Origin of the sequence: Agrobacterium sp. 22094 (assembly GCF_052046015.1) — a bacterium.
In the GTDB taxonomy this organism is placed as follows: Bacteria; Pseudomonadota; Alphaproteobacteria; order Rhizobiales; family Rhizobiaceae; genus Agrobacterium; species Agrobacterium cavarae.
Window position 1 is genome coordinate 2,239,126 of sequence record NZ_JBQEPX010000001.1, and the last position, 26,848, is coordinate 2,265,973.

The 26,848-nt window shown below is 59.0% G+C and carries 29 protein-coding genes, 1 tRNA gene and 1 riboswitch; of the genes, 18 read left to right on the forward strand and 12 right to left on the reverse strand.

Annotated elements, in window-relative coordinates:
• Positions 1 to 2,586, reverse strand: a complete 2,586-nt coding sequence (locus ACTJK5_RS10930; RefSeq protein WP_274100923.1) for a ligase-associated DNA damage response DEXH box helicase — start codon at positions 2,584 to 2,586, stop codon at positions 1 to 3.
• Positions 2,587 to 2,627: 41 nt separating this feature from the next.
• On the opposite strand from ACTJK5_RS10930, the gene ACTJK5_RS10935 reads away from it, so the two are divergent.
• Both ACTJK5_RS10935 and ACTJK5_RS10940 read left to right on the forward strand, forming a co-directional pair.
• Positions 2,628 to 3,128, forward strand: coding sequence for an RrF2 family transcriptional regulator (locus ACTJK5_RS10935; RefSeq protein WP_274100924.1), 501 nt, complete (start codon positions 2,628 to 2,630; stop codon positions 3,126 to 3,128).
• Between the two features lie 89 nt (positions 3,129 to 3,217).
• On the forward strand, positions 3,218 to 3,679 hold the full coding sequence (locus ACTJK5_RS10940; protein WP_062445511.1) for a carboxymuconolactone decarboxylase family protein: 462 nt from the start codon (positions 3,218 to 3,220) through the stop codon (positions 3,677 to 3,679).
• Between the two features lie 21 nt (positions 3,680 to 3,700).
• Here ACTJK5_RS10940 and ACTJK5_RS10945 read toward each other — a convergent pair whose 3' ends face one another.
• From ACTJK5_RS10945 to ACTJK5_RS10955, 3 genes are all read right to left on the reverse strand, one after another.
• Positions 3,701 to 4,333, reverse strand: a complete 633-nt coding sequence (locus tag ACTJK5_RS10945; protein WP_440612598.1) for a YitT family protein — start codon at positions 4,331 to 4,333, stop codon at positions 3,701 to 3,703.
• Positions 4,334 to 4,400: 67 nt separating this feature from the next.
• Complete coding sequence (locus ACTJK5_RS10950; RefSeq protein WP_062427294.1) at positions 4,401 to 5,012, reverse strand: YitT family protein; 612 nt, start codon at positions 5,010 to 5,012, stop codon at positions 4,401 to 4,403.
• A gap of 191 nt (positions 5,013 to 5,203) precedes the next feature.
• Positions 5,204 to 6,148 carry a methyltransferase domain-containing protein gene (locus ACTJK5_RS10955; RefSeq protein WP_440612420.1) on the reverse strand — a complete coding sequence of 315 codons (945 nt, stop codon included), beginning with the start codon at positions 6,146 to 6,148 and terminating at the stop codon, positions 5,204 to 5,206.
• 214 nt (positions 6,149 to 6,362) lie between these two features.
• On the opposite strand from ACTJK5_RS10955, the gene ACTJK5_RS10960 reads away from it, so the two are divergent.
• Together ACTJK5_RS10960 and ACTJK5_RS10965 are read left to right on the forward strand one after the other, a co-directional pair.
• Positions 6,363 to 6,626, forward strand: coding sequence for a DUF6460 domain-containing protein (locus ACTJK5_RS10960; RefSeq protein ID WP_062427020.1), 264 nt, complete (start codon positions 6,363 to 6,365; stop codon positions 6,624 to 6,626).
• 1 nt (position 6,627) lies between these two features.
• Positions 6,628 to 7,125 (forward strand): CAP domain-containing protein, encoded by a 498-nt coding sequence (locus ACTJK5_RS10965; RefSeq protein ID WP_440612421.1) that lies wholly within the window; start codon positions 6,628 to 6,630, stop codon positions 7,123 to 7,125.
• Positions 7,126 to 7,228: 103 nt separating this feature from the next.
• Here the strand turns inward: ACTJK5_RS10965 and ACTJK5_RS10970 are convergent, their stop codons facing one another.
• Both ACTJK5_RS10970 and ACTJK5_RS10975 read right to left on the reverse strand, forming a co-directional pair.
• On the reverse strand, positions 7,229 to 8,317 hold the full coding sequence (locus ACTJK5_RS10970; RefSeq protein WP_440612422.1) for a quinone-dependent dihydroorotate dehydrogenase: 1,089 nt from the start codon (positions 8,315 to 8,317) through the stop codon (positions 7,229 to 7,231).
• Positions 8,318 to 8,319: 2 nt separating this feature from the next.
• Positions 8,320 to 8,670: a DUF952 domain-containing protein gene (locus tag ACTJK5_RS10975; protein ID WP_440612423.1), complete on the reverse strand. Its 351-nt coding sequence runs from the start codon at positions 8,668 to 8,670 to the stop codon at positions 8,320 to 8,322.
• Positions 8,671 to 8,883: 213 nt separating this feature from the next.
• On the opposite strand from ACTJK5_RS10975, the gene ACTJK5_RS10980 reads away from it, so the two are divergent.
• On the forward strand, positions 8,884 to 9,534 hold the full coding sequence (locus ACTJK5_RS10980; RefSeq protein WP_113225977.1) for a response regulator transcription factor: 651 nt from the start codon (positions 8,884 to 8,886) through the stop codon (positions 9,532 to 9,534).
• A 32-nt stretch (positions 9,535 to 9,566) separates the two neighbouring features.
• Here ACTJK5_RS10980 and ACTJK5_RS10985 read toward each other — a convergent pair whose 3' ends face one another.
• Positions 9,567 to 10,331, reverse strand: a complete 765-nt coding sequence (locus ACTJK5_RS10985; RefSeq protein ID WP_440612599.1) for a transporter substrate-binding domain-containing protein — start codon at positions 10,329 to 10,331, stop codon at positions 9,567 to 9,569.
• Between the two features lie 441 nt (positions 10,332 to 10,772).
• On the opposite strand from ACTJK5_RS10985, the gene ACTJK5_RS10990 reads away from it, so the two are divergent.
• The 9 genes from ACTJK5_RS10990 to ACTJK5_RS11030 all read left to right on the forward strand — a co-directional run bounded on the left by ACTJK5_RS10990 (position 10,773) and on the right by ACTJK5_RS11030 (position 18,361).
• A complete protein-coding gene (locus tag ACTJK5_RS10990; RefSeq protein ID WP_112955724.1) occupies positions 10,773 to 12,116 on the forward strand; it encodes an extracellular solute-binding protein in 1,344 nt (447 codons plus the stop codon).
• A 67-nt stretch (positions 12,117 to 12,183) separates the two neighbouring features.
• Positions 12,184 to 13,074, forward strand: a complete 891-nt coding sequence (locus tag ACTJK5_RS10995) for a carbohydrate ABC transporter permease (RefSeq protein ID WP_112955722.1) — start codon at positions 12,184 to 12,186, stop codon at positions 13,072 to 13,074.
• Positions 13,075 to 13,081: 7 nt separating this feature from the next.
• Positions 13,082 to 13,969 carry an ABC transporter permease subunit gene (locus ACTJK5_RS11000; RefSeq protein WP_062445532.1) on the forward strand — a complete coding sequence of 296 codons (888 nt, stop codon included), beginning with the start codon at positions 13,082 to 13,084 and terminating at the stop codon, positions 13,967 to 13,969.
• A gap of 26 nt (positions 13,970 to 13,995) precedes the next feature.
• Positions 13,996 to 15,126, forward strand: a complete 1,131-nt coding sequence (gene ugpC / locus ACTJK5_RS11005) for a sn-glycerol-3-phosphate ABC transporter ATP-binding protein UgpC (protein ID WP_440612424.1) — start codon at positions 13,996 to 13,998, stop codon at positions 15,124 to 15,126.
• A gap of 39 nt (positions 15,127 to 15,165) precedes the next feature.
• Positions 15,166 to 16,071, forward strand: coding sequence for a sugar phosphate isomerase/epimerase family protein (locus ACTJK5_RS11010; RefSeq protein ID WP_440612425.1), 906 nt, complete (start codon positions 15,166 to 15,168; stop codon positions 16,069 to 16,071).
• Positions 16,072 to 16,254: 183 nt separating this feature from the next.
• On the forward strand, positions 16,255 to 16,836 hold the full coding sequence (locus ACTJK5_RS11015) for an NAD(P)H oxidoreductase (RefSeq protein ID WP_440612426.1): 582 nt from the start codon (positions 16,255 to 16,257) through the stop codon (positions 16,834 to 16,836).
• A 429-nt stretch (positions 16,837 to 17,265) separates the two neighbouring features.
• Positions 17,266 to 17,475, forward strand: coding sequence for a cold-shock protein (locus ACTJK5_RS11020; RefSeq protein ID WP_034806062.1), 210 nt, complete (start codon positions 17,266 to 17,268; stop codon positions 17,473 to 17,475).
• A gap of 121 nt (positions 17,476 to 17,596) precedes the next feature.
• Complete coding sequence (locus ACTJK5_RS11025) at positions 17,597 to 17,842, forward strand: hypothetical protein (protein WP_440612427.1); 246 nt, start codon at positions 17,597 to 17,599, stop codon at positions 17,840 to 17,842.
• Between the two features lie 243 nt (positions 17,843 to 18,085).
• Positions 18,086 to 18,361: a hypothetical protein gene (locus ACTJK5_RS11030; RefSeq protein WP_062427033.1), complete on the forward strand. Its 276-nt coding sequence runs from the start codon at positions 18,086 to 18,088 to the stop codon at positions 18,359 to 18,361.
• A gap of 90 nt (positions 18,362 to 18,451) precedes the next feature.
• Here the strand turns inward: ACTJK5_RS11030 and ACTJK5_RS11035 are convergent.
• Positions 18,452 to 18,525, reverse strand: a tRNA-Gly gene (locus tag ACTJK5_RS11035).
• An 84-nt stretch (positions 18,526 to 18,609) separates the two neighbouring features.
• Positions 18,610 to 19,707, reverse strand: a complete 1,098-nt coding sequence (locus ACTJK5_RS11040) for a 2'-deoxycytidine 5'-triphosphate deaminase (RefSeq protein ID WP_440612428.1) — start codon at positions 19,705 to 19,707, stop codon at positions 18,610 to 18,612.
• Positions 19,708 to 19,781: 74 nt separating this feature from the next.
• Positions 19,782 to 19,860, forward strand: a riboswitch (SAM riboswitch).
• A 42-nt stretch (positions 19,861 to 19,902) separates the two neighbouring features.
• On the opposite strand from ACTJK5_RS11040, the gene ACTJK5_RS11045 reads away from it, so the two are divergent.
• Positions 19,903 to 21,087, forward strand: coding sequence for an O-succinylhomoserine sulfhydrylase (locus ACTJK5_RS11045; RefSeq protein WP_062599259.1), 1,185 nt, complete (start codon positions 19,903 to 19,905; stop codon positions 21,085 to 21,087).
• Positions 21,088 to 21,374: 287 nt separating this feature from the next.
• Entirely contained in the window at positions 21,375 to 21,767 is a 393-nt protein-coding gene (gene apaG / locus ACTJK5_RS11050; RefSeq protein ID WP_440612600.1) for a Co2+/Mg2+ efflux protein ApaG, read from the forward strand.
• 27 nt (positions 21,768 to 21,794) lie between these two features.
• On the opposite strand, the gene ACTJK5_RS11055 is transcribed toward apaG, so the two are convergent.
• The 3 genes from ACTJK5_RS11055 to ACTJK5_RS11065 form a co-directional block, all read right to left on the reverse strand.
• The gene (locus tag ACTJK5_RS11055) at positions 21,795 to 22,781 is read right to left on the reverse strand and encodes an Hsp33 family molecular chaperone (RefSeq protein ID WP_440612429.1); all 987 of its coding nucleotides are present in this window, start codon (positions 22,779 to 22,781) and stop codon (positions 21,795 to 21,797) included.
• 260 nt (positions 22,782 to 23,041) lie between these two features.
• Positions 23,042 to 23,959: an ornithine carbamoyltransferase gene (gene argF / locus ACTJK5_RS11060; protein ID WP_440612601.1), complete on the reverse strand. Its 918-nt coding sequence runs from the start codon at positions 23,957 to 23,959 to the stop codon at positions 23,042 to 23,044.
• 50 nt (positions 23,960 to 24,009) lie between these two features.
• A complete protein-coding gene (locus ACTJK5_RS11065; protein ID WP_113178658.1) occupies positions 24,010 to 25,218 on the reverse strand; it encodes an aspartate aminotransferase family protein in 1,209 nt (402 codons plus the stop codon).
• 452 nt (positions 25,219 to 25,670) lie between these two features.
• Here ACTJK5_RS11065 and ACTJK5_RS11070 point away from each other — a divergent pair, with 452 nt between their 5' ends.
• Both ACTJK5_RS11070 and ACTJK5_RS11075 read left to right on the forward strand, forming a co-directional pair.
• Complete coding sequence (locus tag ACTJK5_RS11070; RefSeq protein WP_062427040.1) at positions 25,671 to 26,207, forward strand: GcrA family cell cycle regulator; 537 nt, start codon at positions 25,671 to 25,673, stop codon at positions 26,205 to 26,207.
• A gap of 119 nt (positions 26,208 to 26,326) precedes the next feature.
• Positions 26,327 to 26,794, forward strand: a complete 468-nt coding sequence (locus ACTJK5_RS11075) for a hypothetical protein (protein WP_113178660.1) — start codon at positions 26,327 to 26,329, stop codon at positions 26,792 to 26,794.
• Positions 26,795 to 26,848 lie beyond the last annotated feature (54 nt).

Here is a 26,848-nt window from a genome sequence, read left to right on the forward strand (position 1 = left end):
CTACGCCATCGCCTCGGCAATCAGCTCGTCGGCGGCTTCGGCCAGCACATCGTCTTGCGCCTGTCCCACAACCGTTTCGCGGCCGATTTCCAGCATAACGGGAACGGCAAGCGGGGAGACATGGTCCAGCGCACGGTGATGCGTGTGGCCTTTGATTCGCCTTAGCATATCGCCAAGTCGAGCAATGTCCAAAAGTCCGGCCGACGCATCGCGTCGCGTGGCTTCCAGCAGGATATGGTCCGGCTCATGGCTGCGAAGAACGTCATAAATAAGATCGGCCGACACCGTGACCTGCCGTCCGGTTTTCTCCTTGCCAGGATGACGGCGTTCGATCAGTCCTGCGATGACCGCACAATTGCGGAAGGTGCGTTTCAAAAGATAGGATTCATCCAGCCAGGCTTCGAGGTCGTCGCCCAGCATATCCTCATCCAGCAGGTCGGCAAGCGACAGCCGGCGCGATTGCAGGCGTTTGCCCATATCCTCCATCGCCCAGACGGCGAGTGAATAGTCGGTCGCCACAAATCCCATGGGCTTTGCCCCTGCCCGCTCCAGCCGGCGGGTCAGAAGCATGCCAAGCGTTTGATGCGCAAGCCGCCCCTCGAACGGATACATGACCATGAAGAAGCGCTTGCGAAACGGAAAGGTCTCGACCAGCAACTCGTCCCGCTTCGGGATGATCGACTTCTCCTTCTGGATCGCCAGCCAGTCGCGCACCTGATCGGGCAGCGTATGCCAACGCGAGGGGTCGGCGAGCATGGAGCGCACCTGATCTGCCAGATAGGTGGAGAGCGGAAACTTGCCCCCGGCATAGGAGGGGATCTTCGGGTCCATCGAAAATGCCTGGCTGACAAGGCATTCATTTTCTCGGATACCTTCGAAGCGCAGCACCTTGCCGGCAAAGAGAAACGTATCACCTTGGACCAGTTGCTCGAGGAAATGCTCTTCCACCTTGCCCAGCGACATGCCGCCACGGCCGACCGTGCCCTTGGCGTTGCGCTTCACCATCCGCACGTTCAGCTCTGCCGCCTCGACGATGGTGCCGAGGTTCAGGCGATATTGTTGCGCGACTTGCGGATTGGAGACACGCCAGCGCCCGTCCTTCATCTGGCGAATGCGGGCGTAGCGTTCATAGGTGCGCAGCGCATAACCGCCGGTTGCGGTGAAGTCGACCACGCGGTCGAACATCTCGCGTGACAGGTCGGCGTAGGGCGAGGCGCTGGTGACCTCGCGATAAAGCTCATCCGCATCGAAAGGCTCGGCGCAGGCCATGCCGAGCACGTGCTGCGCCAGCACATCCAGCGCGCCTTCTGCAATCGGGGGAGTATCCTGCGCGCCGATGTAATTCGCATCGAGCGCCGCGCGGCATTCCATCACCTCGAAGCGATTGGCAGGAACGAGGATCGCCTTGGAGGGCTCATCCATGCGGTGGTTGGCGCGGCCGATACGCTGTGCAAGGCGGCTTGCGCCCTTCGGAGCGCCGACATGCACGACGAGATCGACATCGCCCCAGTCGATGCCGAGATCGAGCGTGGAGGTGGCGACGACGGCGCGCAGCTTGTTTTCGGCCATCGCCTGTTCCACCTTGCGCCGCTGCCCGGCATCCAGCGAGCCGTGATGGAGCGCAATCGGCAGGTTGTCGTCGTTGATCGTCCAGAGTTCCTGGAAGATTCGCTCGGCCTGCGAGCGGGTATTGACGAAGATCAGCGTCGTCTGATGGTCTTTGATTTCAGGATACAAATCCTGCATGGCGTAGCGGGCCGAATGGCCCGACCATGGAATACGCTCCTCCGTCTGCAAAATCGCAATATTCGGTTTCGCGCCGCCCTCGACGGTGATCAGCCCCGCCGGTGGTTCGCCTTCCACCTGTGGTGCGAGATAGCGCTGTAAATCCATCGGATCTGCCACCGTTGCCGAAAGACCAATGGTGCGCATGGCAGGCGCATGGCGGCGGATGCGGGCGAGCGCCAGCGACAAGAGATGGCCGCGCTTGGAGGTGACGAGCGAGTGCAACTCGTCCAGCACCACATATTTCAGATCCTTGAAGAAGCGCTCTGCCTCTTTGTTGGCGAGCAGCAGCGAGACCTGTTCGGGCGTGGTCAGAAGAATATCCGGGGGTTTGAGCTTCTGTCGCTGGCGCTTGCCCTGAGGGGTATCACCGGTCCGGGTTTCCACCGTAATCGGCAGGCCCATTTCCGAGACCGGCTTCATCAAGTTGCGCTCGATATCGACGGCGAGCGCTTTCAGTGGCGAGATATAGAGCGTGTGGACGCCGACAAAGGCAGAGCCCGGTGGCACCTTGCCACGCTCGGCCAGATCGGTCAGCGATGCCATGAAACCGCCAAGCGTCTTGCCGGCACCGGTCGGCGCAATCAACAGCATGTTTTCCCCGCCCCGTGCCTGGGCGGACAATTCCAGCTGATGCGCACGCGGACTCCAGCCCTTCTCCGCAAACCATTTCTGGAAGGGCAAAGGCAGTGTTCCGGCGCTTTTCGCTAAGATTGGCGGATCGATGTGTTTCACCCCTCTAAGGTAGTGAAACTCTTCCAAAAAAGAAGAGCCTTTAGACGCCGCTTGACAGAGCCACATAATCGCGGATAAATAATATCCATGATTATGGAGGTGACCCGATGAAGATGAGCGATGGCGTCGAACAGGCCATCCACAGCGTTGCAATGCTTGCCTCGCTTTCGCCCGACGGCGTACTGTCAGCGGCGGCATTGGCAGAGTTTCATGGCGTCTCGACCAGCTACCTGCTGAAGCACCTTCAGTCGCTCTCAGGTGCTGGTATTCTTTCGACAGTGCCCGGGCCGAAAGGTGGCTACAGGCTGGCGAAAGAGCCCGAGGAGATAACGCTTCTCGATATCGTGCTTGCGGTGGAAGGCCCGGCACCGGCTTTTCGCTGCGCCGAAATCCGGCAACGAGGTCCAAACCCGCTGCCTGACCGCTATTTCAGCAAGCCATGCGGCATCAATGCCGCCATGCTGAAAGCGGAGAGAGCCTACCGGGCAGAGCTTGCCAAGACCACCGTTGCGGATATTCGTACTGACCTCGCCCGCGCAGACGATGGCGGCATTGCCGCACGCGGCTGCGCCTTTCTGGAGCTGAACGAGCGCAAGACGACGCGCTGAGACAAGCACTTCTTTCAATTCCATGACGGACAGGCCACCGCCTGTTCGAACGATGACGCATGACCAAAAGCAACTAAGGAGAAACGACTATGGAAACGAGACTGAATCACACCAAGGCATCCCCCGAATCCTACAAGGCTCTTCTGGCGCTCGAAACATTCGTGCAAAATTCCGGGCTGGAGCGCCGCTTCATTCACCTCATCAAACTGCGCGCCTCCATCATCAATGGCTGCGCCTATTGCGTGGACATGCATGTGAAGGAGAGCCGCCGCGACGGGCTTTCGGAGCAGTGGATCAACCTGATGAGCGTATGGCGGGAATCGACCGTCTACACCGCACAGGAAAGAGCCCTGCTCGGCTGGGTGGATGCGGTGACGAAGATTGCCGAGACTGGCGCGCCGGATGGTGATTTCGACGCGTTGAAAGCGCATTTCAGCGAAGAGGAGATCGTCAAGATCACGCTTGCCATCGGCACGATCAACACCTGGAACCGCATTGCCGTCGGCTTCAGGATGCAGCATCCGGTCGATGCCGCCGCCAAGGCCGCCTGACCCTCTCAATCGAAACGACTGCTACATGGCGATGTAGCGGTCGTTTCTGTGATTGATGGCGATGACCAGGTTCATCACCAACGCGCCAAGAACCGAGCAAAGAATGACGAAGGGCGTGGCGATGAAGAACGATGCCAGCAACACCATGCCATCGAAGGCCAGTTGGATGAAGCCCGCCCGCCAACCGAAACGATCCTGCAGATAGAGCGCCAGAATACCGAAACCGCCGAGGCTGGCGCGGTGGCGGAAAAGCGCCAGCATGCCTGCTGCGACCGTCAATCCGCCGAATAGCGCAGCGGCGATGGGATTGATCGATTGGAAGGCGAAGAGCCGCGGCATCATGTCGGACAGCACCGCCGTCAAGGCGATGGCGCTAAAGGTCTTGACCGTGAATGCAGGCCCAAGGCGACGAAAGGCAAGATAGTAGAAGGGCAGGTTGACCAGGAAGAAGACAAGACCGAAACGGATGTCCGTCGCATAGTGGACGAGGAACGCGAGGCCGACGGTTCCGCCTGTCAGCAGACCGGCGGCGGAAAACAGGGTGACGCCGAGAGACGCCAACATGGCTCCGGCAAGAACGCCCTGAACATCTTCCAGCAGAGAATGCCGGTCGGGTGTCGTGGCCCACAGCCTTGCACGGTTTTTCCAGATCATATCGCGCATTGCCACCCCCCCGATTTCGACAGCTTTCCTTGCGCCACGCCGGGCCAGATTTCAAGCGTCAGCGCACCACGATGTAGCGGTCGGACCGGTGATTGATGGCGAGGAACATGTTGAGGAAGAAGGCACCGACGATGGAGTAGAGCACCGTCTTCGGTTCGATGACCGCAAAGGCGGCGATCATCACACAGGTGTCGAAGGCAAGCTGGATCAGACCGGCACGGATGCCGAAACGATCCTGGATATAGATGGCCAGAATGCCGATGCCGCCCAGGCTGGCACGGTGGCGGTAAAGCGCAAGAAGACCGTAACCGAGGAGAAGCCCGCCAAGAATGGCAGCCCAAAGCGGATTGACGCTGTCGATCACCATCCAGCGCGATTCCAGTTCCGTCAGGACCGATACCAGCCCGATTGAGATGAACGTTTTCACCGAGAAGGCAAGGCCGAGGCGGCGGAACGAGAGGTAGTAGAACGGCAGATTGACGAGGAAGAATAAAAGGCCAAAGCTGATGCCAAAGGCGTAATGGATAAGAAACGCGACGCCTGCTGTGCCACCGGTCAGGAGGCCGACCTTGTTGAGGATGTAAAAGCCGAGCGCCGAGACAATACTCCCGGTGACGATGCCCTGGACGTCCTCGATCGGTGAATGCTTGGCCGGGTCCACACTCCACATGCCATAGACGCTTCTGGTGAATGCCATGCGAAATCCCCTCGACAGGACCTGATTTTGTTGATGGTCTCCATGTCGCTATCACAAAGTATCAGCGGCAGAGACGCGGCTATTTTGCACTGCAAAATGGCGCTCGACAACCGCCATATGTCAGCCTTCCTGACCAATCGATAAAATGGCAAGAAACGAAAAGCTTAGGCGGGTTTTGCGGCAAGAAACAGAATGCCGGAAAGTGGTTTTCCGGCATCCTTGCGAATGGTTGTTTTTTGGATTTGCAGGATCTCCATGCCGAAGGCGGCAAGGAGATTGCTCACATAGGTTTGTGAGTGCGCGTAGCGGAGCGACGGCTGAAGGACGAAACCCTCCTCCTCGCCCGCATCTTCGACCGAAAAGGCGAAAAGGCCGCCCCGCTCAAGCAGGGACAGAACCAGTGGCATGACCGTCTCGAGACTGCCGAGATACATCATCACGTCGGCAGCGGCGACGAGATCGGCGCGGCCCTTTTGAAGCCCATCGGCAAAGAGGCCGGATGTCTCCTCATCAAGAGAAAGATCGGCCTGCGAGAGATGGTGGTAGATGCCCTTCTCTTCCGCCTTTGCCAGCATGTTTGTGGAAATGTCGAAGCCTTCCAGGCGTTCGGTCCAGTCGCGGATTTCGACACCCAGCAATCCCGTGCCACAGCCGATATCGACCGCGCAGCGAAAGCGCTTGCCACTGGGGCGCGCCGTTTCGATGAGAGCCGCCAACTTCTCCGGCACGCTGTAATCGAGCTTCTTCACCAGCGAGGTTTCGAACCGGTCAGCATAGTCGTCGAAAAGGCCCTCCACATAGCGGCTCGGTGGCTGCTCCGGCGTTTCGGCTGCGCCCAGCACGGCAAGCTTGAGGGGTGCGGCGAATATCCCCTCCTCGTCAAGCTCGGCGACCTTTTCATAGGCCTTCACCGCATTGTCCTGCTGGCCCGCCTTTTCGCTGTACTCGCCCAGTCGAAACCAGCCTGCTGCCCAAAGTGGGGCGAGTTCCAGTGCCTGTTCGATCAATTCCGCGGCAGCCTGGTGGTCGCCGCTTTCTGCCAGCATGCGGGCGTAATCGGCACGACGATCAGCAATGACGTCGCCGGAGGAATGCTGGTTCTGGGCCATTCACGGATTTTTCCTGAAAGAGGTGGGCTCTCTTTCATCAAGCCATAAAAAAACTCAAGTCCTATTTCATCGCAAAACCCGGATCGACGGTGTAAACACCGCGATGCTTGCATCGAAGCGCCGCGCTTCATATGTCTTGATCAAGGTTTGAAGGTGTTTGTCATCCTCCCGCGGATGCGGGTTTGTTCGATGACAGGCTTTAGGAGATTTGCTGATGGCCGGTGAGGTCAACAAGGTGCTGGGTGACAGCGTTGGGCGCACGATCGTCAAGCTGCTGGTGATATCACTGATCGTCGGATTTCTGATGGCCGTCTTCGGGCTGACGCCGTGGAGCATCATCTATGGTGTGCGCGACTTCGTTCTGAACATCTGGTATTCGGGCTTCCACGCGCTTGGCAGCATCGGCGACTATCTTCTGGCGGGCGCGGTCATCGTCATCCCCGTCTTCATCGTCCTCAGACTTCTAAGCTTGCGTTGATATGACCGACCATTCCCTGACGAATTTTTCCCGGCGCGGCTTCGTGCTGCTGTCCGCTGGCTCGGTTTTATCGGCCTGCGTTTCCGTTCCCACCAACAAGGGCCTGCCACCCGGCACCCGCGACGAGACGGCCGCGGCGTTGCCGATGGTCAACGAACTTCGCCGCTCGAAAGGTCTCTCGACGCTTTCTGCCAACCCGGCGGCGCAGCAGGCGGCCATTTATCAGGCCAACCGCATGGTGAAGGCGCAGAAGATGGCGCATCTCATCGGCATCACCGACAGCTTTCTGATCCGCATGAAAAACGGCAACGTGCCCCTGCCTGCTGCAGAAAACGTCGCCGCAGGTCAAGACACAGTCGAGCGGGTGGTCAAAGCCTGGATCGGCTCACCGCATCACCTGGAAAACATGCTGGGTAATTATGGCGGGCTTGGCGTTGCTGTCGCCTATGACAGCGCGGCGAAGAACCGTCCCTATTGGGCGATGGTGCTTTGCGCCTGATAGAGGCGTGTTCGCGCTCTATGCGAGCTGACATTCATCACAGTCTCTGTCGTGATCCTTGCCATTGAAGCGAGGATGGCCACAGCGAAAGGGAGCGGGCCGTTTAAATGGACCGCGCCGCCCAGCTTTCCACTGAACTGTCGCGCAAATCCCGGATATTCCTGATCCCGTCCCGCTGCAGCCTCTCCGACAGGCCGCGGATAATCGTGCCGGGCAGGCCCGGCCCTTCGTAGACCATGCAGGAATAGAGCTGGACCAGGTCGGCCCCTGCCCTGATTTTTTCCAAAGCAGTCTCTGCCGACGACACACCGCCCACGCCGATGATCGGCAGATCCGGTCCGACGCGTTTGCGCATTTTTGCGAGTACCGTGGTGGAGCGTTCGAAGAGCGGCCTGCCGGAAAGGCCACCGGTCTCCTGGTTGTTGCTGCCCGGCGCCAGTCCGTCGCGGGAAAGTGTGGTGTTGGAGACGATCAGGCCGTCCAGCCGGTGCGACAGGACCTCGGCGGCAATGTCGTCGAGCCCTTCCTCGGTCAGATCAGGGGCAATCTTGAGGAAGACGGGGACGTGGCGCGACAGCTTTTCCGCCTCGCGATCGCGTTGCGCCAGCACCGCGGAAAGAAGTGCCGAAAGGCTTTCGCGTGCCTGAAGATCGCGAAGGCCTGGCGTGTTGGGAGAAGAGATGTTGGCCGTGAAATAGGAGGCAACGGTGGAGAAGGTTTCGATGCCCTTCACGTAATCGGCGATGCGGTCGTCGCTATCCTTGTTGGCGCCAATGTTCACACCGACGATGCCGCGCAGGCCAGCGGCAATCAGGCGCGAAAGTGCCGCCGCATGCCCTTCATTGTTGAAGCCAAGGCGGTTGATGACGGCCTCGTTTTCCACCAGTCGGAAGATGCGCGGCTTTGGGTTGCCCGCCTGCGCGCGCGGCGTCACAGTGCCGATCTCGGTAAATCCGAAGCCGAGCTTGAGAAGTGGGCCTGGAACTTCCGCATTCTTGTCGTAGCCCGCGGCCATGCCGAGCGGATTAGGGAAGACCAGTCCCGCCACCGTCTGCTGCAGGCGCGGATCATGCGGTACGTTGCAGGTGGGGATGAAGCCGCTACGCAAAGCTGTAATCGACATGCCATGCGCGACTTCGGGATCGAGCAGGAAGAGGCCCTTGCGTCCAAGGGAGGAAAACAATCCGCTCATGCTCAAACCTCCGGAAACTGGTGGGCGCCATCGTCGCCCAGCGTCAAAGGCGTTTCCCATAGCACGGCATTGAGCGGAAGCTCGCCATAGAGATGCGGAAAGAGATCGCCACCACGGGAGGGCTCGAAGACCAGCTTGTCGCCGAGAGCGCCACCATCAACCGCGATGAGAAGCAAGTCCTGCTGATCGGCGAAGTGACGGGCTGCCGTTTCCTTCACCTGTTCGGCCGTAGAGAAATGGATGTAGCCATCGGTCAGATCGATTGACGCCCCTTTGAAAACACCCTCGTGCTTTGCTGTCTGCCACAGGGCATCCGGCACGATCTTGTAGATGACAGGGGGTGTCTGGCTCATCGGGCATCTCCTTCACGTCAGGGCGGTTTGCCGCAAATGGTTCCCGTTGTCCATCGCTTCACACAGATTTTTATCCTCGACCGGGAGGTAGTGAGGCTTGGCTGCAATTGAAGACTTGTGTTGCTCACGATTTGGCGCAATCTTAACGGCGCAGTCGCCTGTCGGCCTGCGGGAGGAAGAGTCGCATGAAATGCTCTTGGGAGGGGGCGCGGCATGGCAGAACTCACGATTATCATTGCGGATGACCATCCGCTGTTTCGCGGCGCTCTGCGTCAGGCGGTGGCTGGTCTCGAAGGTAACAATAGCTTCATCGAAGCGGGCGATTTCGACGATGCGAGACGTTGCGCGGAAGAGCAGCCGGATGCTGATCTCATGCTGCTCGATCTTGCCATGCCGGGTGTCAGCGGCTTTTCCGGCCTGATGGCATTGCGGGCGGAATTTTCCAGCCTGCCGATCATCATCGTATCGGCCACCGACGACCCGGCCACCATGCGCCGTGCCATCGAGCTTGGCGCGTCCGGCTTCATTTCCAAGTCGTCCGGCATCGATGATATCCGCACCGCCATCCGCACCGTGCTGGAGGGCGACGTCTGGATCCCAGCCTCCTGTCAGTCCAGTCGCGATCAGGATGCCGACATGGCGGACCTGATCAACAGACTGAGGACGCTGACGCCGCAGCAAAGCCGCGTGCTCGGCATGCTTGGGGAAGGCTTGCTCAACAAGCAGATCGCCTATGAACTCAACGTCTCCGAAGCGACGATCAAGGCACACGTCTCGGCTATATTGCTGAAGCTCAATGTGGATAGTCGGACGCAGGCAGTGATTCAGCTATCCAAACTGAACCAACCTGCTCTCGTGGCATAACAGGCTGACACCGCCTTATTGACTGTCTGAAGTCAGAAAAGTCCGTAAGGGAAATAGCGTCGGTAGATTTCCTCGAGGCGCCCGTTGCGCGAGAGGGCTGCAAGCGCCTGGTCGAAGGCGGGTACGAGCTTGTTTTCGGGATCGACCGTCATGATCGAGAGCCCCTCGCCCAGGAATTTGTCCGACATATAGGGGCCATCGAACATGGCGCAGCAATTTTCCGAAGCGGTGCCGGCGACCCAGAAGGGCAGACGCAAACTGTCGGCAAAGACCGCATCAACCTTGCCGGTTTTCAGCGCCTCGTACATCGGCTCGTAGCCGGCAAAACCGGTAGGAACGACGTTCGGGAAGAACGATTTCAGCATTGCTTCATGGCGCGAATTGCTGACGACGCCGACCTTCTTGCCGGTCAGAGCAGTGGCCGCAGATTGTCCCTCCACCTTGGCAGCTTTCGACACGGCGAAACGCGCTGGCAGCAGCAGATAAGGCCGCGTGAAGCTGAAGCTTTTGCGCAGATCCGACGTCGAGGCAACGCCCGACATCACGGCCTCTCCCTCGCCGAGTTCCAGGGCCGCCTCCAACTCATCGAAGGGGAGCGCCTGGACCTGGCATTTGCTTTCGATCTTCAGCTGCGCGCAGATCTCGCGGGCGAGATCGACATGGAAACCCACCAGCCTGCCGTCCTGATCGGTGAAATTGAAGGGCGGGAAATCGACCGACATCAGAAACCGGACGCGGGGAATGGACGAGAGATCTGCCCCTGGCAGACGTTCCTGCTTGTCGAAGAGCACCGGCAGGTTCCCGCTTTCGGCACGTGCGACGCCACTTAACGCAAGTGCGGTCATGCACACAATGGAAGTTCGAAGACCGAGATTTTTCAATCGTGCCATCAAAGAGCGCATTCAGATGATCCGGCCCGGTATGAAGTGAAAGCGCCATCGCTCAAGGGCTGGCACGATGGTGCAGGTCAGTGCTTACACGTGTGATTATACATAAGATTCGCGCAAAGCCATGCCGTTGGGGCAAGAAATTGCAGAGCATCGATGTGCCTGCCGTAACAGCTCGGTGATGATCCCTTCGATGGTCGATGACGGTGCGGCCACGAAGACCCGTCATCCAATATTCAAGAAAACGTCCGCGACCTGTCATACAGCATTGTTAGGACGGCGCCGGTTTTGCTCGCCGGGCCGAAAAATTCCGCGACCAGGCCATCGTTTCTTTCCAACGAGGCTCCCCTCATGAAAACGTCGACCCTTTCTTCCTTCGTGGCATCGCTTGCTGTCGTCGCCGCGCTCGGCACCACGGCCGCTCGTGCTGAAAAGACAAAATTCGAGTTCTGGTACGGCCTCTCCGGCGATCTCGGCGAGCGTGTGCAGGACGCCTGCAAGAAGTTCAACGCGTCGCAGCCGGATTATGAAATCGTCTGCACCTCGCAAAACAGCTATGACGCAACGCTGCAGAACACGATTGCAGCTTACCGCGCCAAGAAGCACCCCGCCATCTCGCAGATTTATGATGCAGGCACGCTGGACATGATGTTGTCCAAGGCCTTCGTTCCGGCCAAGCAGCTGATGGCCGACAATGGCTACAAGATCGACTGGAGCAACTATTTCCCCGGCATTGCCAACTACTACGCAACGGCCGCTGGTGAGCTGAACTCCTTCCCGTTCAACTCCTCCACCGCCGTTTTCTATTATAACGTCAGCGCCTTTGAAAAGGCTGGCGTGACCGGCAAGCCGGAAACCTGGGAAGATGTTGCCGAGGCCGCCAAGAAGCTGAAGGCTGCCGGTTACGAATGCCCGCTGGCGTTCAACTTCGATACCTGGCCGCTAATCGAACAGTTTTCCGCCATCCACGACCAGCCGATTGCCACAGAGGGCAACGGCTATAAGGGCCTGAATGCGGAACTCGTCGTCAACAAGACCAAGGTCGTCGACGAATTGAAGTTCTTCAAGAAGATGCAGGACGAGAAGCTCTTCGTCGTCAAGACCAAGACGCTCGGCATGGACACGGTTCCCTCCTTCACCTCGCAGACCTGCCAGATGGTGATGAGCTCGATTGCCGACCACGGCACCGTCGGCAAGACGCTGCCGGAAGGCGTGAAGTGGGATGTTGCCATGCTGCCAGTCTTCAAGGGCACCGAGCGCAAGAAGTCGCTGGTTGGCGGCGCTTCGTTGTGGGTCATGGCTGGCCGTCCGGATGCTGAATACAAGGGCGCTGCGGCGTTCCTCAACTTCATTGCCCAGCCAGACATGGTCGAATGGTGGTCCACCGTCACCGGCTACATCCCGGTCACCAAGACCGGTTTCGAGAGCATGAAGAAGAACGGCTTCTACGACAAGGCGCCGTACAAGGGCCGTGAAGTCGCCATCGAAAGCCTGACGCTGACCGAGCCGACCGATACCACACGCGGTATCCGCCTCGGCAATTTCACGCAGATCCGCAAGGAACTCTCCACGGCACTTGAGGCGATCTACATGCAGAATGGCGACGTTCAGCAGGAACTCGACAAGGCCGTCGAGCGCTCCAATGTCGGCCTGCGCCGCTTCGAAAAGACCTTCTCGGGCGTCTCCATCAACTAAGCGCTCATACCAGTGCCACCCGTGAACGCGGGTGGCACGACAATCCAGACTGTCTATTGGAATTTCCATGGAAAAGCGCTCCGTCTTCAAGAGCACCTGGCTACCTCTGCTTTTTGCCCTGCCGCAGTTCGCTCTCATTGCCCTGTTCTTCTATTGGCCTGCCGTGGCGGTGGTGAACTGGGCCTTCACGCTGGAGCCGCCTTTCGGCGGAGCTGCGGAATTTGTCGGGCTTGCCAATTTCTACGAGACCTTCGCCGATCCGCTTTATTGGAACTCGGTGACCGTCAGCCTGATCTTCGCGATTGTCGGCCCGTTCTTCGCCATTCTCATCGGGCTCACGCTCGCGCTGGCGGTCGATCGGCAACTGCCGGGCTCCGGTTTCTTCCGCGTCCTCTACATCCTGCCCTTTGCGATTGCCGGTCCGGCAGCGGGCATGGCGTTTCGCTTCATCCTCTCGCCCGAGCGCGGCCTTGCCGCCTCGCTGAACGCGATCTATCCCGATATCTGGAATCCGGCCAAATTCGGCAGCCATGCGCTGGCGCTGGTCATCATCATCTTCATCTGGAAATGGGCGGGCTACACCTTCATCTTCCTGCTGGCCGGATTGCAATCGGTACCGCGCAGCCTAACGGAAGCGGCTGCGATGGACGGCTCCGGGCCGATCCGCCGCGCAATCGATATTCAGGTGCCGCTGCTTGCGCCCACGCTGTTCTTCCTGACCGTGACCATGATGACGGAAGGCTTTGTCGGCTCCGACACCTTCGGCATCGTCCATCACACGACCGGCGGCGGGCCGAACCATGCGACCGAGGTCATGGTGTTCCGCATCGTGCAGGAGGCGTTCCAGGGGCTCAACTATTCGGGTGCTTCGGCCCAGAGCATCATTCTGATCGGCCTGATCATGGTCTTCACCTTCATCCAGTTCCGCTTCATCGAGCGGCGCGTGCATTACAAGTGAGACGGCGATGATCCAGCGCACCCCTTACGCAGACGCCTTCACCTACGGCCTGATGATCATCGGTTTCCTGCTGCTGATCGGCCCCTTCATCGTCATCATTTCCGGTGCCAGCCAGTCGCTGCAGCAGATCAACAGCGTGCCCTTCAGCTTCATGCCAAGCGATCGCCTGTTCGAGAACATGCATGCGGCCTGGAACCGTGCCAATCTCGGCAATGCCATGCTCAACAGCTTCATCATGGCCTCGCTTGTTACCGTCGGAAAGGTGGCGCTGTCGGCCTGCACGGCCTTTGCCATCGTCTTCTTCCGCTCGCCGCTGCGACACCTGTTCTTCTGGACGGTGTTCATTACGCTGATGCTGCCGCTGGAAGTGCGCGTGGTGCCGACCTACGCCGTGGCCGCCGACATGTTCCATCCCTTCGCGCTCCTGATCAACGCCGTCTCCGGCATCGATATCAAGATCGAATGGAACCTGTTGAACTCCTATGCGGGCCTGACCTTGCCGCTGATCGCCACGGCCACCGGCACATTTCTCTACCGTCAGTTCTTCATGACGTTGCCGGACGAGCTGGCCGAGGCGGCGCGCATGGATGGCTCCGGACCGATGCGCTTCTTCGTCGATATGATCCTGCCGCTGTCACGCACCAACATGCTGGCGCTGACGACGATCATGTTCGTCTATGGCTGGAACCAATATCTGTGGCCGCTCCTGATGGTGACCGACCCGTCCTACAAGACGGTGATGATGTCGCTCTCCAGCCTTCTTCCTTCCGAAAACGGCACGCCTGACTGGAATGTCACGCTTGCCGGTTCCCTCATCATCATGTTGCCGCCGCTTCTCGTCGTCGGGCTTTTGCAGCGCTGGTTCGTGCGTGGCCTCGTCTCCACCGAGAAATGACAGTTATAGAACAGGAGTGCCAAACCATGGCGCAGATCGACATTCGTCAGGTGCATAAATCCTACGGCAAGACCAAGACGCTGCATGGTGTCGACCTCATCTTTCCGTCCGGAGAATTCGTCGTTATCCTTGGCCCTTCCGGCTGTGGCAAATCCACCCTGCTGCGCATGATTGCCGGACTGGAAGACATCACTGCCGGCGAAATCGCCATCGCCGGCAAGGTGGTGAACCGCCTGGAGCCGCGTGAACGCGGTTGCGCCATGGTGTTCCAGAATTATGCGCTCTATCCGCATATGACGGTTGCCGACAATATCGGCTACGCGCTGAAGGTCGCCGGCGTGGCCAAGGTAGAGCGCCGCCGCAGGATCGAGGAAACGGCGAAGATCGTCGGCCTCTCGGACTATCTGGAGCGCAAGCCTGCGGCGCTGTCCGGCGGTCAGCGCCAGCGCGTTGCCATGGCGCGCGCCATCATTCGCGAGCCGGATGTCTTTCTCTTCGACGAGCCGCTGTCCAACCTCGATGCCAAGCTCCGCGTCACCATGCGCGCTGAAATCCGCAGGCTGCACCAGCGCCTGTCCGCGACATCGGTCTTCGTCACCCATGATCAGGTGGAGGCCATGACGCTGGCGGATCGGCTGGTGATCATGAACAAGGGCAATGTCGAACAGGTGGGGCAGCCGCTCGACATCTATAACCGACCGGCCAGCACCTTTGTCGCATCCTTCATCGGCTCTCCCGCCATGAACCTCTTCAATGCCAAGGTGGATCGTGAGAGCGCTACGGTCAGCTTCGGCAACTGGTCCAGTCCAATGCCAGCGGAGATCGCGCGCACCCTATCGGGTGAGGACGTGATTGCCGGCATCCGGCCAGAGCAGTGCGTCGTCTCCCGTCAGGGCGACGGTATTTCCGCCGTGGTGGATTTTGTCGAGGAACTCGGCTCCGGTCGCATCGTCTATGCGGACATTCGCGGCCAGATCTTTGCTGCCGCGATTGGTGAGGATCTCACCGTCCGCCCCGGCGACAGGGTTATTCTGCAGTTCCCCGCAGCGCATCTGCACTTTTTCGATCCCATAACGGAACGGCGGATCGACTCAAGCCTCGCGTCAGCCGATCAAGCCGGCTTCACCAACCTGGATGTTCTGGCCCATAGTGCCTGAAGATCTCCCGCCTTCATTGACTGCATCAAGGAAACGCACATGACCTCCATCATTTCCGCCGTCGGCTTTTGCAATGCCACCGGGCGCGGCGATCTTTCCACCCTGGACTCGTCCCTGAAGATCATTGCCGATACCGGCGCAAGCGCCTGCGAAATCGGCATCTATGGCGAGGAGATCATCTCCGGCGGTCGCATCATCGAGGACCGCGCACAGCGCGTCCGCGATATCGTCAAGCAGTATGCGTTCAAGAAGCTCTCTCTGCATGGCCAGATCGTCTCCAACTTCATGGATCGCGAGCACCTGCATCTGCAGAAGAAGGTCGTGCATGCCATGCTCGAACTCTGTGACCGGCTGGGCGCTGGCGTGCTCGTCCACCACAGCGGCAATGCAATCCTCTCCGATGGCATGAGTGGCAGCGATCTCGACCAGATGGAGCGTGAGGCTCTTTTCGAAATGGCCGAGATTGCCAAATCCTATGGCGTGCGCATCGTTCTGGAAAACATCTTCACCACGGAAGACGGCCAGTACCGCCAGACGCCATCGCAAGTGGCAGAAACCGTGAAGGCCGTCGGCCACGACAATCTCGCCGCCCTGATCGACTTCAGCCACGCCTATATCGAATCCACCTTCAAGGGTCTGGATTTCCGCGAAGAACTGCGCGCCATGGCGCCGGTTACCGGCCATCTGCATGTGCATGACAGCTTCGGCCTGCCCTACACGATGAAGAAGTTCTACCACCCCGCAGAAGCCACCGCACTCGGCATCGGAGACCTTCACCTGCCGATCGGCTGGGGCGATATCGACTGGGAGGACATTTTCTCCGAACTCACCTTCCTGCCCGACACCACCCTCATCATGGAAATCGGCGCAGAACGCTTTGCCGACCAGCAGCCCGCTTGCCTGGAGCGGGCCTTGAAGCTGGCAGATGCTGTGAACAAGCGGTAACGGCCAATCAACAGAGCGAGGGGCCGCATGCGACGGCCCCCTGCTCCAACGATCCCTGCTGAGGCACGATGTCGTGACAGGATTGAAGTGCCGGTCCTCCCTTCATACCTAGACCGCCTGGACGGTGCCATAACCGGCACAGTCCTTGAACGACGCCGCGTCGCCTGCGGTCGTCTGGTCACTATGAAGGACATCGCCGTTATGAAGATTTTGGTGGTCATCGCCCATCCGCGGGAAAACTCCCTGACACATCAAGCGGCGCGCGCTTTTGCCGAGGCAGCGCAAGCGAACGGCCACGAGGTCGAGTTCGCCGATCTGGTGGCCGAGAATTTCGACCCGGTGCTCAAAGCCGAGGACGAGCCGGATTGGAGTGGACGAGATATAGACTTCGCTGAAGATGTTCGGAGAGAGATGGAGCGCGTGGAACGCAACGATGCCACTGTCCTCTTCTTTCCCGTGTGGTGGTGGTCCATGCCGGCGATCCTCAAAGGATGGATCGACCGCGTGTGGGCTCAGAACTGGGCCTTCGGAAGTAAGACCTATCCACATGCCAAGGTGCTGATGGTCGGCATCGCCGGTGCAACGGAGGATGACTACCGCAAGCGCGGCTATGACATCGCCTTTCGCACACAGCTGAAGGTGGGGATCCTCGATTATTGCAGTGTGAATGAAGGCAAGGTCGAGATTTTATATGGATCGCTGGAAGGCGAGGCCCAGGCGGCTGCGATTGTATCAAGCGCGAAAGATCTGGGAGCCAGGTTCTAGCGCGCCAGGAACGTTCATCGCCAATCTTCCAGTCGAAACGTTTGCTGGTTTCGCGTCATAAGGCACATGGTCGGTGAAGAGCTACAAGCATATGAACGCGACAACTCCCCTCCCATCACTGAAGGTGAAACGGCGCTCCTTATCGGAATAGGACCCCGCGCCAACGCCGCTCGATCCTTGGGAAAGAAAAGTGACGCAATCCCCCGAAAGCACAACCAAAAGACGAACATCGATAAATGTGAAAACTTTTCGTTGACTGCGGTGATGAACTCCCCTATAGATAGGTCATCGATCTTTTGCTTGCCGAGCTTTGTCTACCGCGCGATTGGCACCGCGCTCTAAGCGAACTTCTCTTTCAAAAATAGTCGGTTTTTATCCGCGTGGCATCCGTTACGCGGTCCTTCACTCTATGCTTTGAAAGGGTTTATTATGACCACTGGCACAGTTAAATGGTTCAATTCCACAAAAGGCTTCGGCTTCATTCAGCCTGACAATGGCGGCGCTGACGCGTTCGTTCACATTTCGGCTGTCGAGCGTGCAGGAATGCGCGAACTCGTCGAAGGCCAGAAGATTGGCTTCGAACTCGAGCGCGACAACAAGTCGGGCAAGATGTCTGCGACCAATCTGCAGTCCGCATAATTGAGATCCGCTTCCCTTTGACCACGGATGTACTGGCACTGCCGGGAGCAATTTCATTCGAGGCCAGGCATTGCGCCTGGCCTTTTTCGTTTCGGCATATGGCCGGAGAGGCAAATACCCCATGACACAAACACACAGCAAATCTCGCCAGCAGGCGGAGCTTGCCTTCGGCAAGCTTCAGACGCCGTTCTTCGCAAAAAATCACGCTGTCGATGAACTGCAAGCTGCCGTCGACGCGCGGGACGCGAAAACAGCCAGACTAAAGGCGGCCCGCCTTGCAAAAGAACTGGCCGATCGCAAATCCACAGTGGCCGCTCTGGTGACCAAACGCACCAAGAAGACGCCGTCGGCTTGTCCGACGTCTTAAAGCGTGTTGCGATCTTTTAGATTCGCTCTTACGCTTTAAGTCCTTGTTCTCGCATGTCGTTATCGCAGAACCGCTGCACAATTTTGCACGGACCATGCTTTAAAATCGCGTCGCGGTCGTTCAGACTCGCTCCTTGCGCTTCACGCCTTCGTTTTATCGCATGTCGCTTTCGCAAAGCCGCATTGCGCTTTTGCGCGATATCGCCGGTGAGAGCCAAGAAATCCAGCAACACAGGTGGGATGCATGTCAACGACAACCAACGAACTCAATGCGACCAACACTGCCTGGCAGATCGCGATGCAGGAAATCCTGCGGGTCGTGATCCGCGATCTTTACCAGGCCAAGGGCGAAGCGCATTTCAAACAACATATCGAGCGCATCGAAATGGCAGCGGTCGATAGTATCCAGACGGATCTCAGGTTTCGCGGAACGGACGAATGGACGGAAGTCCTCGTCAAGGAAAAAGCCAGCAACTTCGTCACGTCCTTGCTGACATCGTTCACCTACGATCGCGCCTGAATAACGGCTCGCTCAGCGCATTACATCCGTACGCTGATCTCAGGTGCGATAAAAAATACGCAATAAAAACAATAGCCTTTGCAAGATAGCTGGAGCGGGTGAAGGGAATCGAACCCTCGTATTCAGCTTGGGAAGCTGCTGCTCTACCATTGAGCTACACCCGCGCGCTTAAAAACTTCCGATAGAACGATGCGGCTGTCAAGCCGCGCCGCAAGGCATTCCGCTATCGCACCGCGGCCTCTGGCCGATCACTCTGCGAGGAAATGCTTGGAGAGCTTCAGGCCCTGGGCCTGATAGTTGGAGCCGAGGCCCGTGCCGTAGAGACCTTCGGGTTTGGCCAGCATATGTTCATAGACAAGGCGCCCGACGATCTGGCCGTGCTCCAGGATGAAGGGCACCTCGTGGCTTCTGACTTCTAGGACGGCGCGGCTGCCGGTGCCGCCGGCGCTGGCGTGGCCGAAGCCGGGGTCGAAGAAGCCGGCATAGTGGACGCGGAACTCGCCGACCAGAGGATCGAACGGTGTCATCTCGGCAGCGTAGAGCGGTGGTACATGCACGGCTTCTCGCGAGACGAGGATGTAGAATTCATCCGGATCGAGGATCAGTTCGGCGCGGCCGCGCGCGTAGAGCGGCTCCCAGAAATCCAGAACGTCGTGGGCTGCTTTCTGGTCCACATCGACAACTGCGGTGTGGTGCTTGCCGCGATATCCGATGAGGCCGCTGTCACCGAAGCCTTTGAGGTCGATGGAGAGCGCAATACCGCCGCCGGATACGTTTGGCGTGTCACTGGCGACGAGGATTTCACTCTCGTGAAGCGCCTGCAACTCGCCCTCGTTCAACAGCGAATGACCGATACGGAAGCGGATCTGCGACAGGCGCGAGCCCTGGCGCACGACGATCGGGAAGGTACGCGGGCTGACTTCCAGATAAAGCGGTCCCTGATAGCCTGCGGGGATCTTGTCGAACTCCTGCGCGTGGTCGGTGATGACGCGGGTGAAGATATCGAGACGGCCGGTGGAGCTCTTCGGGTTGGCCGAGGCGGACATGTCGGCGGGCAGCGCCAGCGTTTCCATCAGCGGCACGATATAGACGCAGCCGGTTTCCAGCACGGCGCCTTCGCTGAGATCGATTTCGTGCAGACGCAGGCGGTCCAGCTTTTCGATGACCTTGGTGCCCGGGCCGGGCATGAAGCTTGCGCGCACACGGTAAGCCTTGGCACCGAGACGCAGATCAAGGCTTGCCGGCTGCACCTGGTCTCCATCCAGCGCTCGCTCGCTCTTCAGGTGGCCGGAAGAAAACAGCGCCCGTATCGCGCCATCGGCCAGAATACCCGTGGTTCTCATCATCGTCAGTGCCCCTGTTCCGCGCCGACAAAATCAAAAGCAGGCCATTGACGCAAGTTGTTAACGGCAGTAAGGCAATCTTATCCCGTGGTGATTTGGCCGGTCGGCTTGCAGCCACGTTAAACAAGTGGCTAAAAAGACCGGGTGCTTGGAACCGGTCTGCTTTTGCGACCGGTTTTTTTGTTTGAAGGTGATCAAATGAGCAAGAAATGGCGCCCGGCAACTCAACTCGTACATGGCGGCACGTTGCGCTCCCCCTACGGTGAGACGTCCGAAGCACTCTACCTGACCCAGGGCTTTGTCTATGAAAGCTCGGAAGCGGCAGAAGCGCGCTTCAAGGGAGAGACGGACGGTTTCATCTATGCGCGCTATGCGAGCCCCACCAATGACATGTTCGAAAAGCGCATGTGCCTGCTGGAAGGTGCCGAGGATGCGCGCGCCACGGCATCCGGCATGGCCGCTGTCAGCGCTGCCATTCTCTGCCAGCTGAAAGCTGGCGATCACATCGTTGCGGCCCGCGCGCTTTTCGGTTCCTGCCGCTGGGTGGTCGAGACGCTGGCGCCGAAATACGGCATCGAATGCACGCTGGTCGATGGCCGCGATCTTGCCAATTGGGAAAAGGCGATCAAGCCGAACACCAAGCTGTTCTTCCTGGAAAGCCCGACCAATCCGACGCTGGAAGTGGTTGATATTGCAGGCGTTGCCAAGCTTGCTAACCAGATTGGTGCCAAGGTCGTTGTCGACAACGTGTTTGCGACGCCGCTCTTCCAGAAGCCTCTGGAACTTGGTGCGCATATCGTCGTCTATTCCGCCACCAAACATATCGATGGTCAGGGACGCTGCCTTGGCGGCGTGGTGCTGTCGGACAAGAAGTGGATCGAGGAAGAACTTCAGGATTACTTCCGCCACACCGGCCCCGCACTGTCTCCCTTCAACGCATGGACATTGCTGAAGGGCATCGAGACCATGCCGCTGCGCGTCAAGCAACAGACGGCGAATGCCGGCAAGATTGCGGATTTCCTGGCGGACCAAAGCAAGGTCGCGAAGGTCATCTATCCAGGTCGTGCCGACCATCCGCAGGCCGATATTATTGCGCGGCAGATGTCGGGCGGTTCGACGCTTGTCTGCTTTGAATTGAAGGGCGGCAAGGAAGCGGCGTTCAAGCTGCAGAATGCGCTGGAGGTCGTCAAGATTTCCAACAATCTCGGTGATGCCAAGAGTCTGATCACCCATCCCGCCACCACGACCCACAAGAACCTGACGGACGAGGCACGCGCCGAACTCGGCATCTCCGGCGGCACGCTTCGTCTGTCCTGCGGCATCGAAGACACCGACGACCTGCTGGAAGATTTCGCCGCAGCGCTTTCGAAGGTTTCTGCCTGATATCAAATGCCCGGTGAGCCATCATCGGGCAATTTCTTTCTCGATTTCCGGATGTTCTGCGCGCAACACGCGTAGAGTGCCAACCCTAGTTTATTTTAGACAAATTGCGTTTTTTCTACTGTCTCTTCACGATTTTGTGCGTATTGAATTGAGAAACAAACCTGATACGCAACGCTTTAGCCTCTTAACGCATTCAAACAACTCAGCTCCAATCAACGGACTTTCCCGTCCTTCATTCGGTGTAGTAGAATAAAATGCTAGAGGCAGAGACAGCCAAGGTCGCGAACATGTATCGTGCATCGACAAAAGAGATAGAGGTCACCGTCGACCCATATTATCTCGATGAGCAATCGGACCCGGACGATAGCCGTTATGTCTGGGGCTATACGGTCGTGATCACGAACAACTCCAAGCAGGCCGTGACGCTCGTCAATCGCTACTGGCACATCACCGATCAAAATGGCGTGGTGGACGAGGTTTCGGGCCCGGGTGTCGTTGGTGAGCAACCCCATTTGCAACCAGGCGACAGCTACGAATATTCCTCCGGATGCCCGCTGGACACCCCGTCAGGCATGATGTTTGGCCATTACGAAATGGAAACGGACACGGGCGAGGTCTTCACGGTAGACATTCCCGCCTTCTCGCTGGACAGCCCTGGGCTTGCCCGCGTGCTCAACTGAGCGGGGCTCTCACCCCGCTCCTTATCCTTATGCCGACAGTTCTTCGACCGGGTAACGGTAGGTCGTCGAGCAGAACTCGCAGCTCACCGACACCACGCCGTCCTCCTGGCTGTCCTCGATCTCCTCTGCCGAAAATCCGGACAGCACGCCCTTGATCTTCTCCCGCGAGCAACTGCATTTGTCGATGATCGACTGAGGCTCGTAGACGCGCACGCCCTGCTCATGGAAGAGGCGGAACAGCAAACGCTCCACCGGAACCTGGGGATCGGTCAGTTCATCCGTATCCACCGTGTCGATCAGCGCCACCGCTTCCGTCCAGGCATCGTCTTCGGCTTCACCGAACGAGCTTTCGTCGCCATCGCCGCCATGAAGGTCACGGGTGCGTAGACGCTCCGGCGCCTGCGGCAGGAACTGGGCAATAATGCCGCCCGCACGCCAGCCACGACGTGGCTTGCCTTCGCTATCACGGTCGAAGAACTCCGCCACACCAAGGCGCACCCGCGTCGGCAACTGCTCAGACTGGCGGAAATACACGCTGGCGATTTCCTCCAGCGAAGAGCCATCCAACGGCACGATGCCCTGATAGGGCTGCATGCCCACACCCTGATCGATGGTGAAGGCGAGGATGCCGGTGCCGAGAAGCTCTTCGGGCGAGGTCTGCCCAGCAGCAATCGCCTGTGCCAGACGCTCATCGTCGAAGCGGGCATATGCGCGCATGTTCTCAGGTGCCGTAAAATCGGCCACCAGGAGATCCACCGGGCCATCGCCCTTGGTTTGCACCGTGAGCTTGCCGGAGAATTTGAGTGACGTGCCGATCAGTGCCGTCAGCACCAAAGCTTCCGCCAGAAGCCGGGCGACGACAGGCGGATAATCATGGCGCTGCAAAATGGCATTCAGCAACGGACCGACCTGCACGGCGCGGCCGCGAACGTCGAGCCCTTCCACCTGAAAGGGGACGACCTTGTCGTCGCCGGCAAAGTTCATATCTTCCAGTTCTACGGTTACGTCCGCCATGGTTTTGCTCCTTCGAACCCGCCTTCCGGAATTTGGAAATGATCGCCACGCTTTCGGCCGCGACCAGCAGGTCTCTTGTCCGGTTTTCGCAAAGATAGAGCGGAGAATGGCAAAACGAAACCATCCCCGGCCCAAATGTCGCGATAAACGATTGATGAAACGCCGCCGTGAACCGGCAGCACTGGTTGGCGTAAAGATGGGGCGCCGCGCTTGAAATTCAAGCTCCCGGCTTAGCCCCCATCCTCAGCTCGGCCCTGCTATCAGATAACGCCCATGCACCAGGCGATCACGGCCTTTTGCGCGTGCAGGCGGTTCTCCGCCTCATCGAAGACCACCGACTGCGGACCGTCGATCACCGCATCGGTCACTTCCTCGCCGCGGTGCGCGGGCAGGCAGTGCATGAAGAGCGCCTCGCTATTGGCCTTCTTCATCAGCGCTTCATTCACCTGATAGGGCTGAAAGATGTTGTGACCGCGTGCCTTGTGCTCCTGGTTCATGGAAACCCAGGTGTCGGTGACGATGCAGTCCGAACCGGCGACAGCACGTTCGGCGTCATGGCAGAGCATGATCTCGCCGCCATTGTTGCGGGCCCAGTTGAGGTACTTGTCGAGCGGCTCCGAACCCATGGGCACGGCCATGTTCATCTTGTAGCCGAAGCGGGCGGAGCCCTCGACCAGCGAATGCAGCACATTGTTGCCGTCACCCGTCCAGGCGATGGTCTTGCCCTTCACCGGGCCGCGATGCTCTTCGAAGGTCATGATATCGGCCATGATCTGGCACGGGTGCGTCTCGTCCGTCAGGCCGTTGATAACCGGAACGGTGGCGTGTTCGGCAAGTTCCAGCAGGCGGGAATGATCGGTCGTGCGGATCATGATGGCATCGACATAGCGCGACAGGACCTTGGCGGTATCGCCAATGGTTTCGGCGCGGCCGAGCTGCATTTCGGTGCCGGAGAGAAACAGCGTTTCACCGCCAAGCTGGCGCATGCCGACATCGAACGACACGCGGGTGCGCGTCGACGGCTTTTCGAAGATCATCGCCAGCATCTTGCCAGCCAGCGGCTTTTCCGCCGTTCCGTTCTTCGTTGCGATCTTGCGGCTCTTGGCGTCTTCAAGAATGAGCCGCAGGTCTTCCGAGCCGACGGCCGAAAGATCGAGGAAATGCTTTGCCATTTTAATTCAGTCCCATCAATGCGGGCCACCCTTTACGCCGGCCCTGATGCGCCTCGTCAGGCGCTCTTTGCCAGTTTGGTGGTGAGTGCTTCGGCAGCCTTCTCGACGCGCGCAAGCCCATCACGCGCCTCTTCTGCCGTAACCACGAGCGGCGGCAGCAGACGGATGACGTTATCGCCTGCCGGAACGGCAAGAAGATGCTCCGCGCGCATGGCCTGGAGCAGATCGCCGGATGGAACCCGCGCCTTGATGCCGAGCAGCAAACCTTCGCCACGGATTTCCTCGATCACATCCGGATAACGGTCCTTCAGCGACGCCAGTCCCTGGCGGAAGATCAGCGCGACATCGCGCACATGCTCGATAAAGCCATCGGCCAGAACGATATCCAGCACGGCGTTGCCGGCCGCCATGGCCAGCGGATTGCCGCCATAGGTCGTGCCATGCGAGCCCGCCGTCATGCCGGACGCGGCTTCTGCCGTTGCAAGGCATGCCCCGAAGGGGAAGCCACCGCCAATGCCCTTGGCAACGGCCATGATATCAGGCGCGACGCCTGAGCGTTCATAGGCGAAGAACTTGCCGGTACGGCCAACGCCGGTCTGCACTTCGTCGAAGATCAAAAGCAAGCCGTGCTCTTCGCAGAGCGCACGCAGCGTGCGCAGGAAATCAGGCTGAACGACACGGATACCGCCTTCGCCCTGGATCGGCTCGATCAGAAGGGCAGCCGTTTCCGGAACGATCGCCGCCTTCAGCGCTTCGAGATCGCCGAATGGCACCTGGTCGAAGCCTTCCACCTTGGGGCCGAAGCCCTCGAGATATTTGGCCTGGCCGCCAGCCGCGATGGTGGCGAGTGTGCGGCCATGGAATGCACCTTCGAAGGTGATGATGCGGAATTTTTCCGGATGGCCGTGCGTGTACTGATAACGGCGTGCCGTCTTGATGGCGCATTCCAGCGCTTCCGCACCGGAGTTTGTGAAGAACACCTTGTCGGCGAATGTTGCATCCGTCAGCCGCTTTGCCAGCACTTCCTGGCCTGCAACCTCATAGAGGTTGGACAGGTGCCAGACCTTCTCGACCTGTGCCTTGAGGGATTCAACCATATGGGGATGGCTATGGCCGACCGAGGTCACCGCAACGCCTGCACCGAAATCGAGATATCGCTCGCCGCTTTCCGTGATCAGCCAAACGCCCTCGCCTCGTTCGAAGCGCAGGGGGGCTTTGGAAAACGTATCGAACAACGGCCCGGATTTGGGGGCAGTTTCGGCCATGGCGACATCACTCCTTACGTCAAGTCGGGACAGACGACTGTCAATAGGGCTCGCGGGTTATCCCTGCCCTGAAAATCAAAAATGCCGCCTCGCGGCGGCCTGCATGCTGTCTTCATTGCGAGAGCACTATTGTCACTTCCCCGCCTAATGTCAACAAATCTCGGCACTTCCGGGCATTTACAAGCCTTGGTAGGTGCTTGCCGCGCAGGCCCGAGGTGTTGCCTTTCTGACTCACAGGGGAAGCAAGTTGGGGAAAACCGGAAAATCGATTCCAGATGATTCCTGCGACTCTTGTCACGGAGTCAACCGACGATTAGGTTAACCGTCAATTACTAGACTGCAATGCGGCGGAACTAGTCACCTACAATCTGGCGAATGGCCTGCGCGTGGTTCACTCCATGGCATAGTAGGTGGATTCTGCCCGAAAACAACGCGACGAGCGGAGAAGCGGCATGAACTGGACGGACGAACGAGTAGAAAAGCTCAAGAGATTATGGTCCGAAGGGCTTAGCGCAAGCCAGATCGCAGCACAACTAGGCGGTGTGAGCCGCAATGCCGTCATCGGCAAGGTTCACCGCCTCAACCTGCCAGGTCGCGCCAAGGCCGGCGGCACGGTCGCCACGTCGCGTCCTGCGCCCAAGCGTCCCGCAGCAGCGCCGCGTCCGGCAAGCTATGCGGCTCCGGCCCGCGCTGCGACCAGCCGTCCAGCACCGGCCCGTAGCTCTGGTGCCCTCGCTTTCAAGGAAGACATGGACATCGACACCGTCGAGCCCATGGAATATGTTCGTTCTTCCAACAATGTCGTTATCCCGATCTCGCGTCGCCTGACGCTGACGGAACTGACCGAGCGTACCTGCAAATGGCCGGTCGGCGACCCGCTCAAGGACGACTTCCATTTCTGCGGCTGCGAGGCGTCTGAAGCCTCGCCCTACTGCAAGTTCCACGCGAAGATGGCCTACCAGCCGGTCAGCGAACGCCGCAAGGCGTAAGGTCTGTCTCAGAACCAATTCAGAAAGCGGGCTTCGGTCCGCTTTTTTATTGGGCAGTCTCCAGCTTTGCCAAATAATCCAAGCTTGCCTGCAGCAATAATCGCGCCCAGACTATCATCATGGACGCGATCGACACACTGCACGACTATATCTCGGCGCTATGGGCCAGGGCCGTCGACACGCCCTTCCCGCCAATCCCGCGCAGCACCCGTGGCGACGGAACCGTTTACGTCGAATGGCGACGCGGCAGCTACTGGCTGATCTGCGAGGAGCGCGGAGAGGAATATTGGCGTCGGGAAGCCACGGACATGGACGATGCCGCCTTCCAGTTGATGTCGATCGTGACGGGAGAAGTGGTGCGCGATCGCGAGCTTGCGGTTCGGGAAAAAGCGCGCCGCCAGTCGACCGGCCCGGACGACTATTCGCGCTGGAACTGGATGTACCAGGAGATCGAACTGATGAGCGCGATCAAGGAGAGTTATGGTGCTCGAACCCGAGCCAATTATGCCGAGGTGCTGACGCGCAGCCCGTTGTCGAGGGACGAGATAGACGCCGCGCGATATCCCATTCCGTCAACATTGATTTGACGCCGGGAAGCCACGGGCTGTCCGCTCTGACGCCGCAAGAATAGGAGCGCTTGT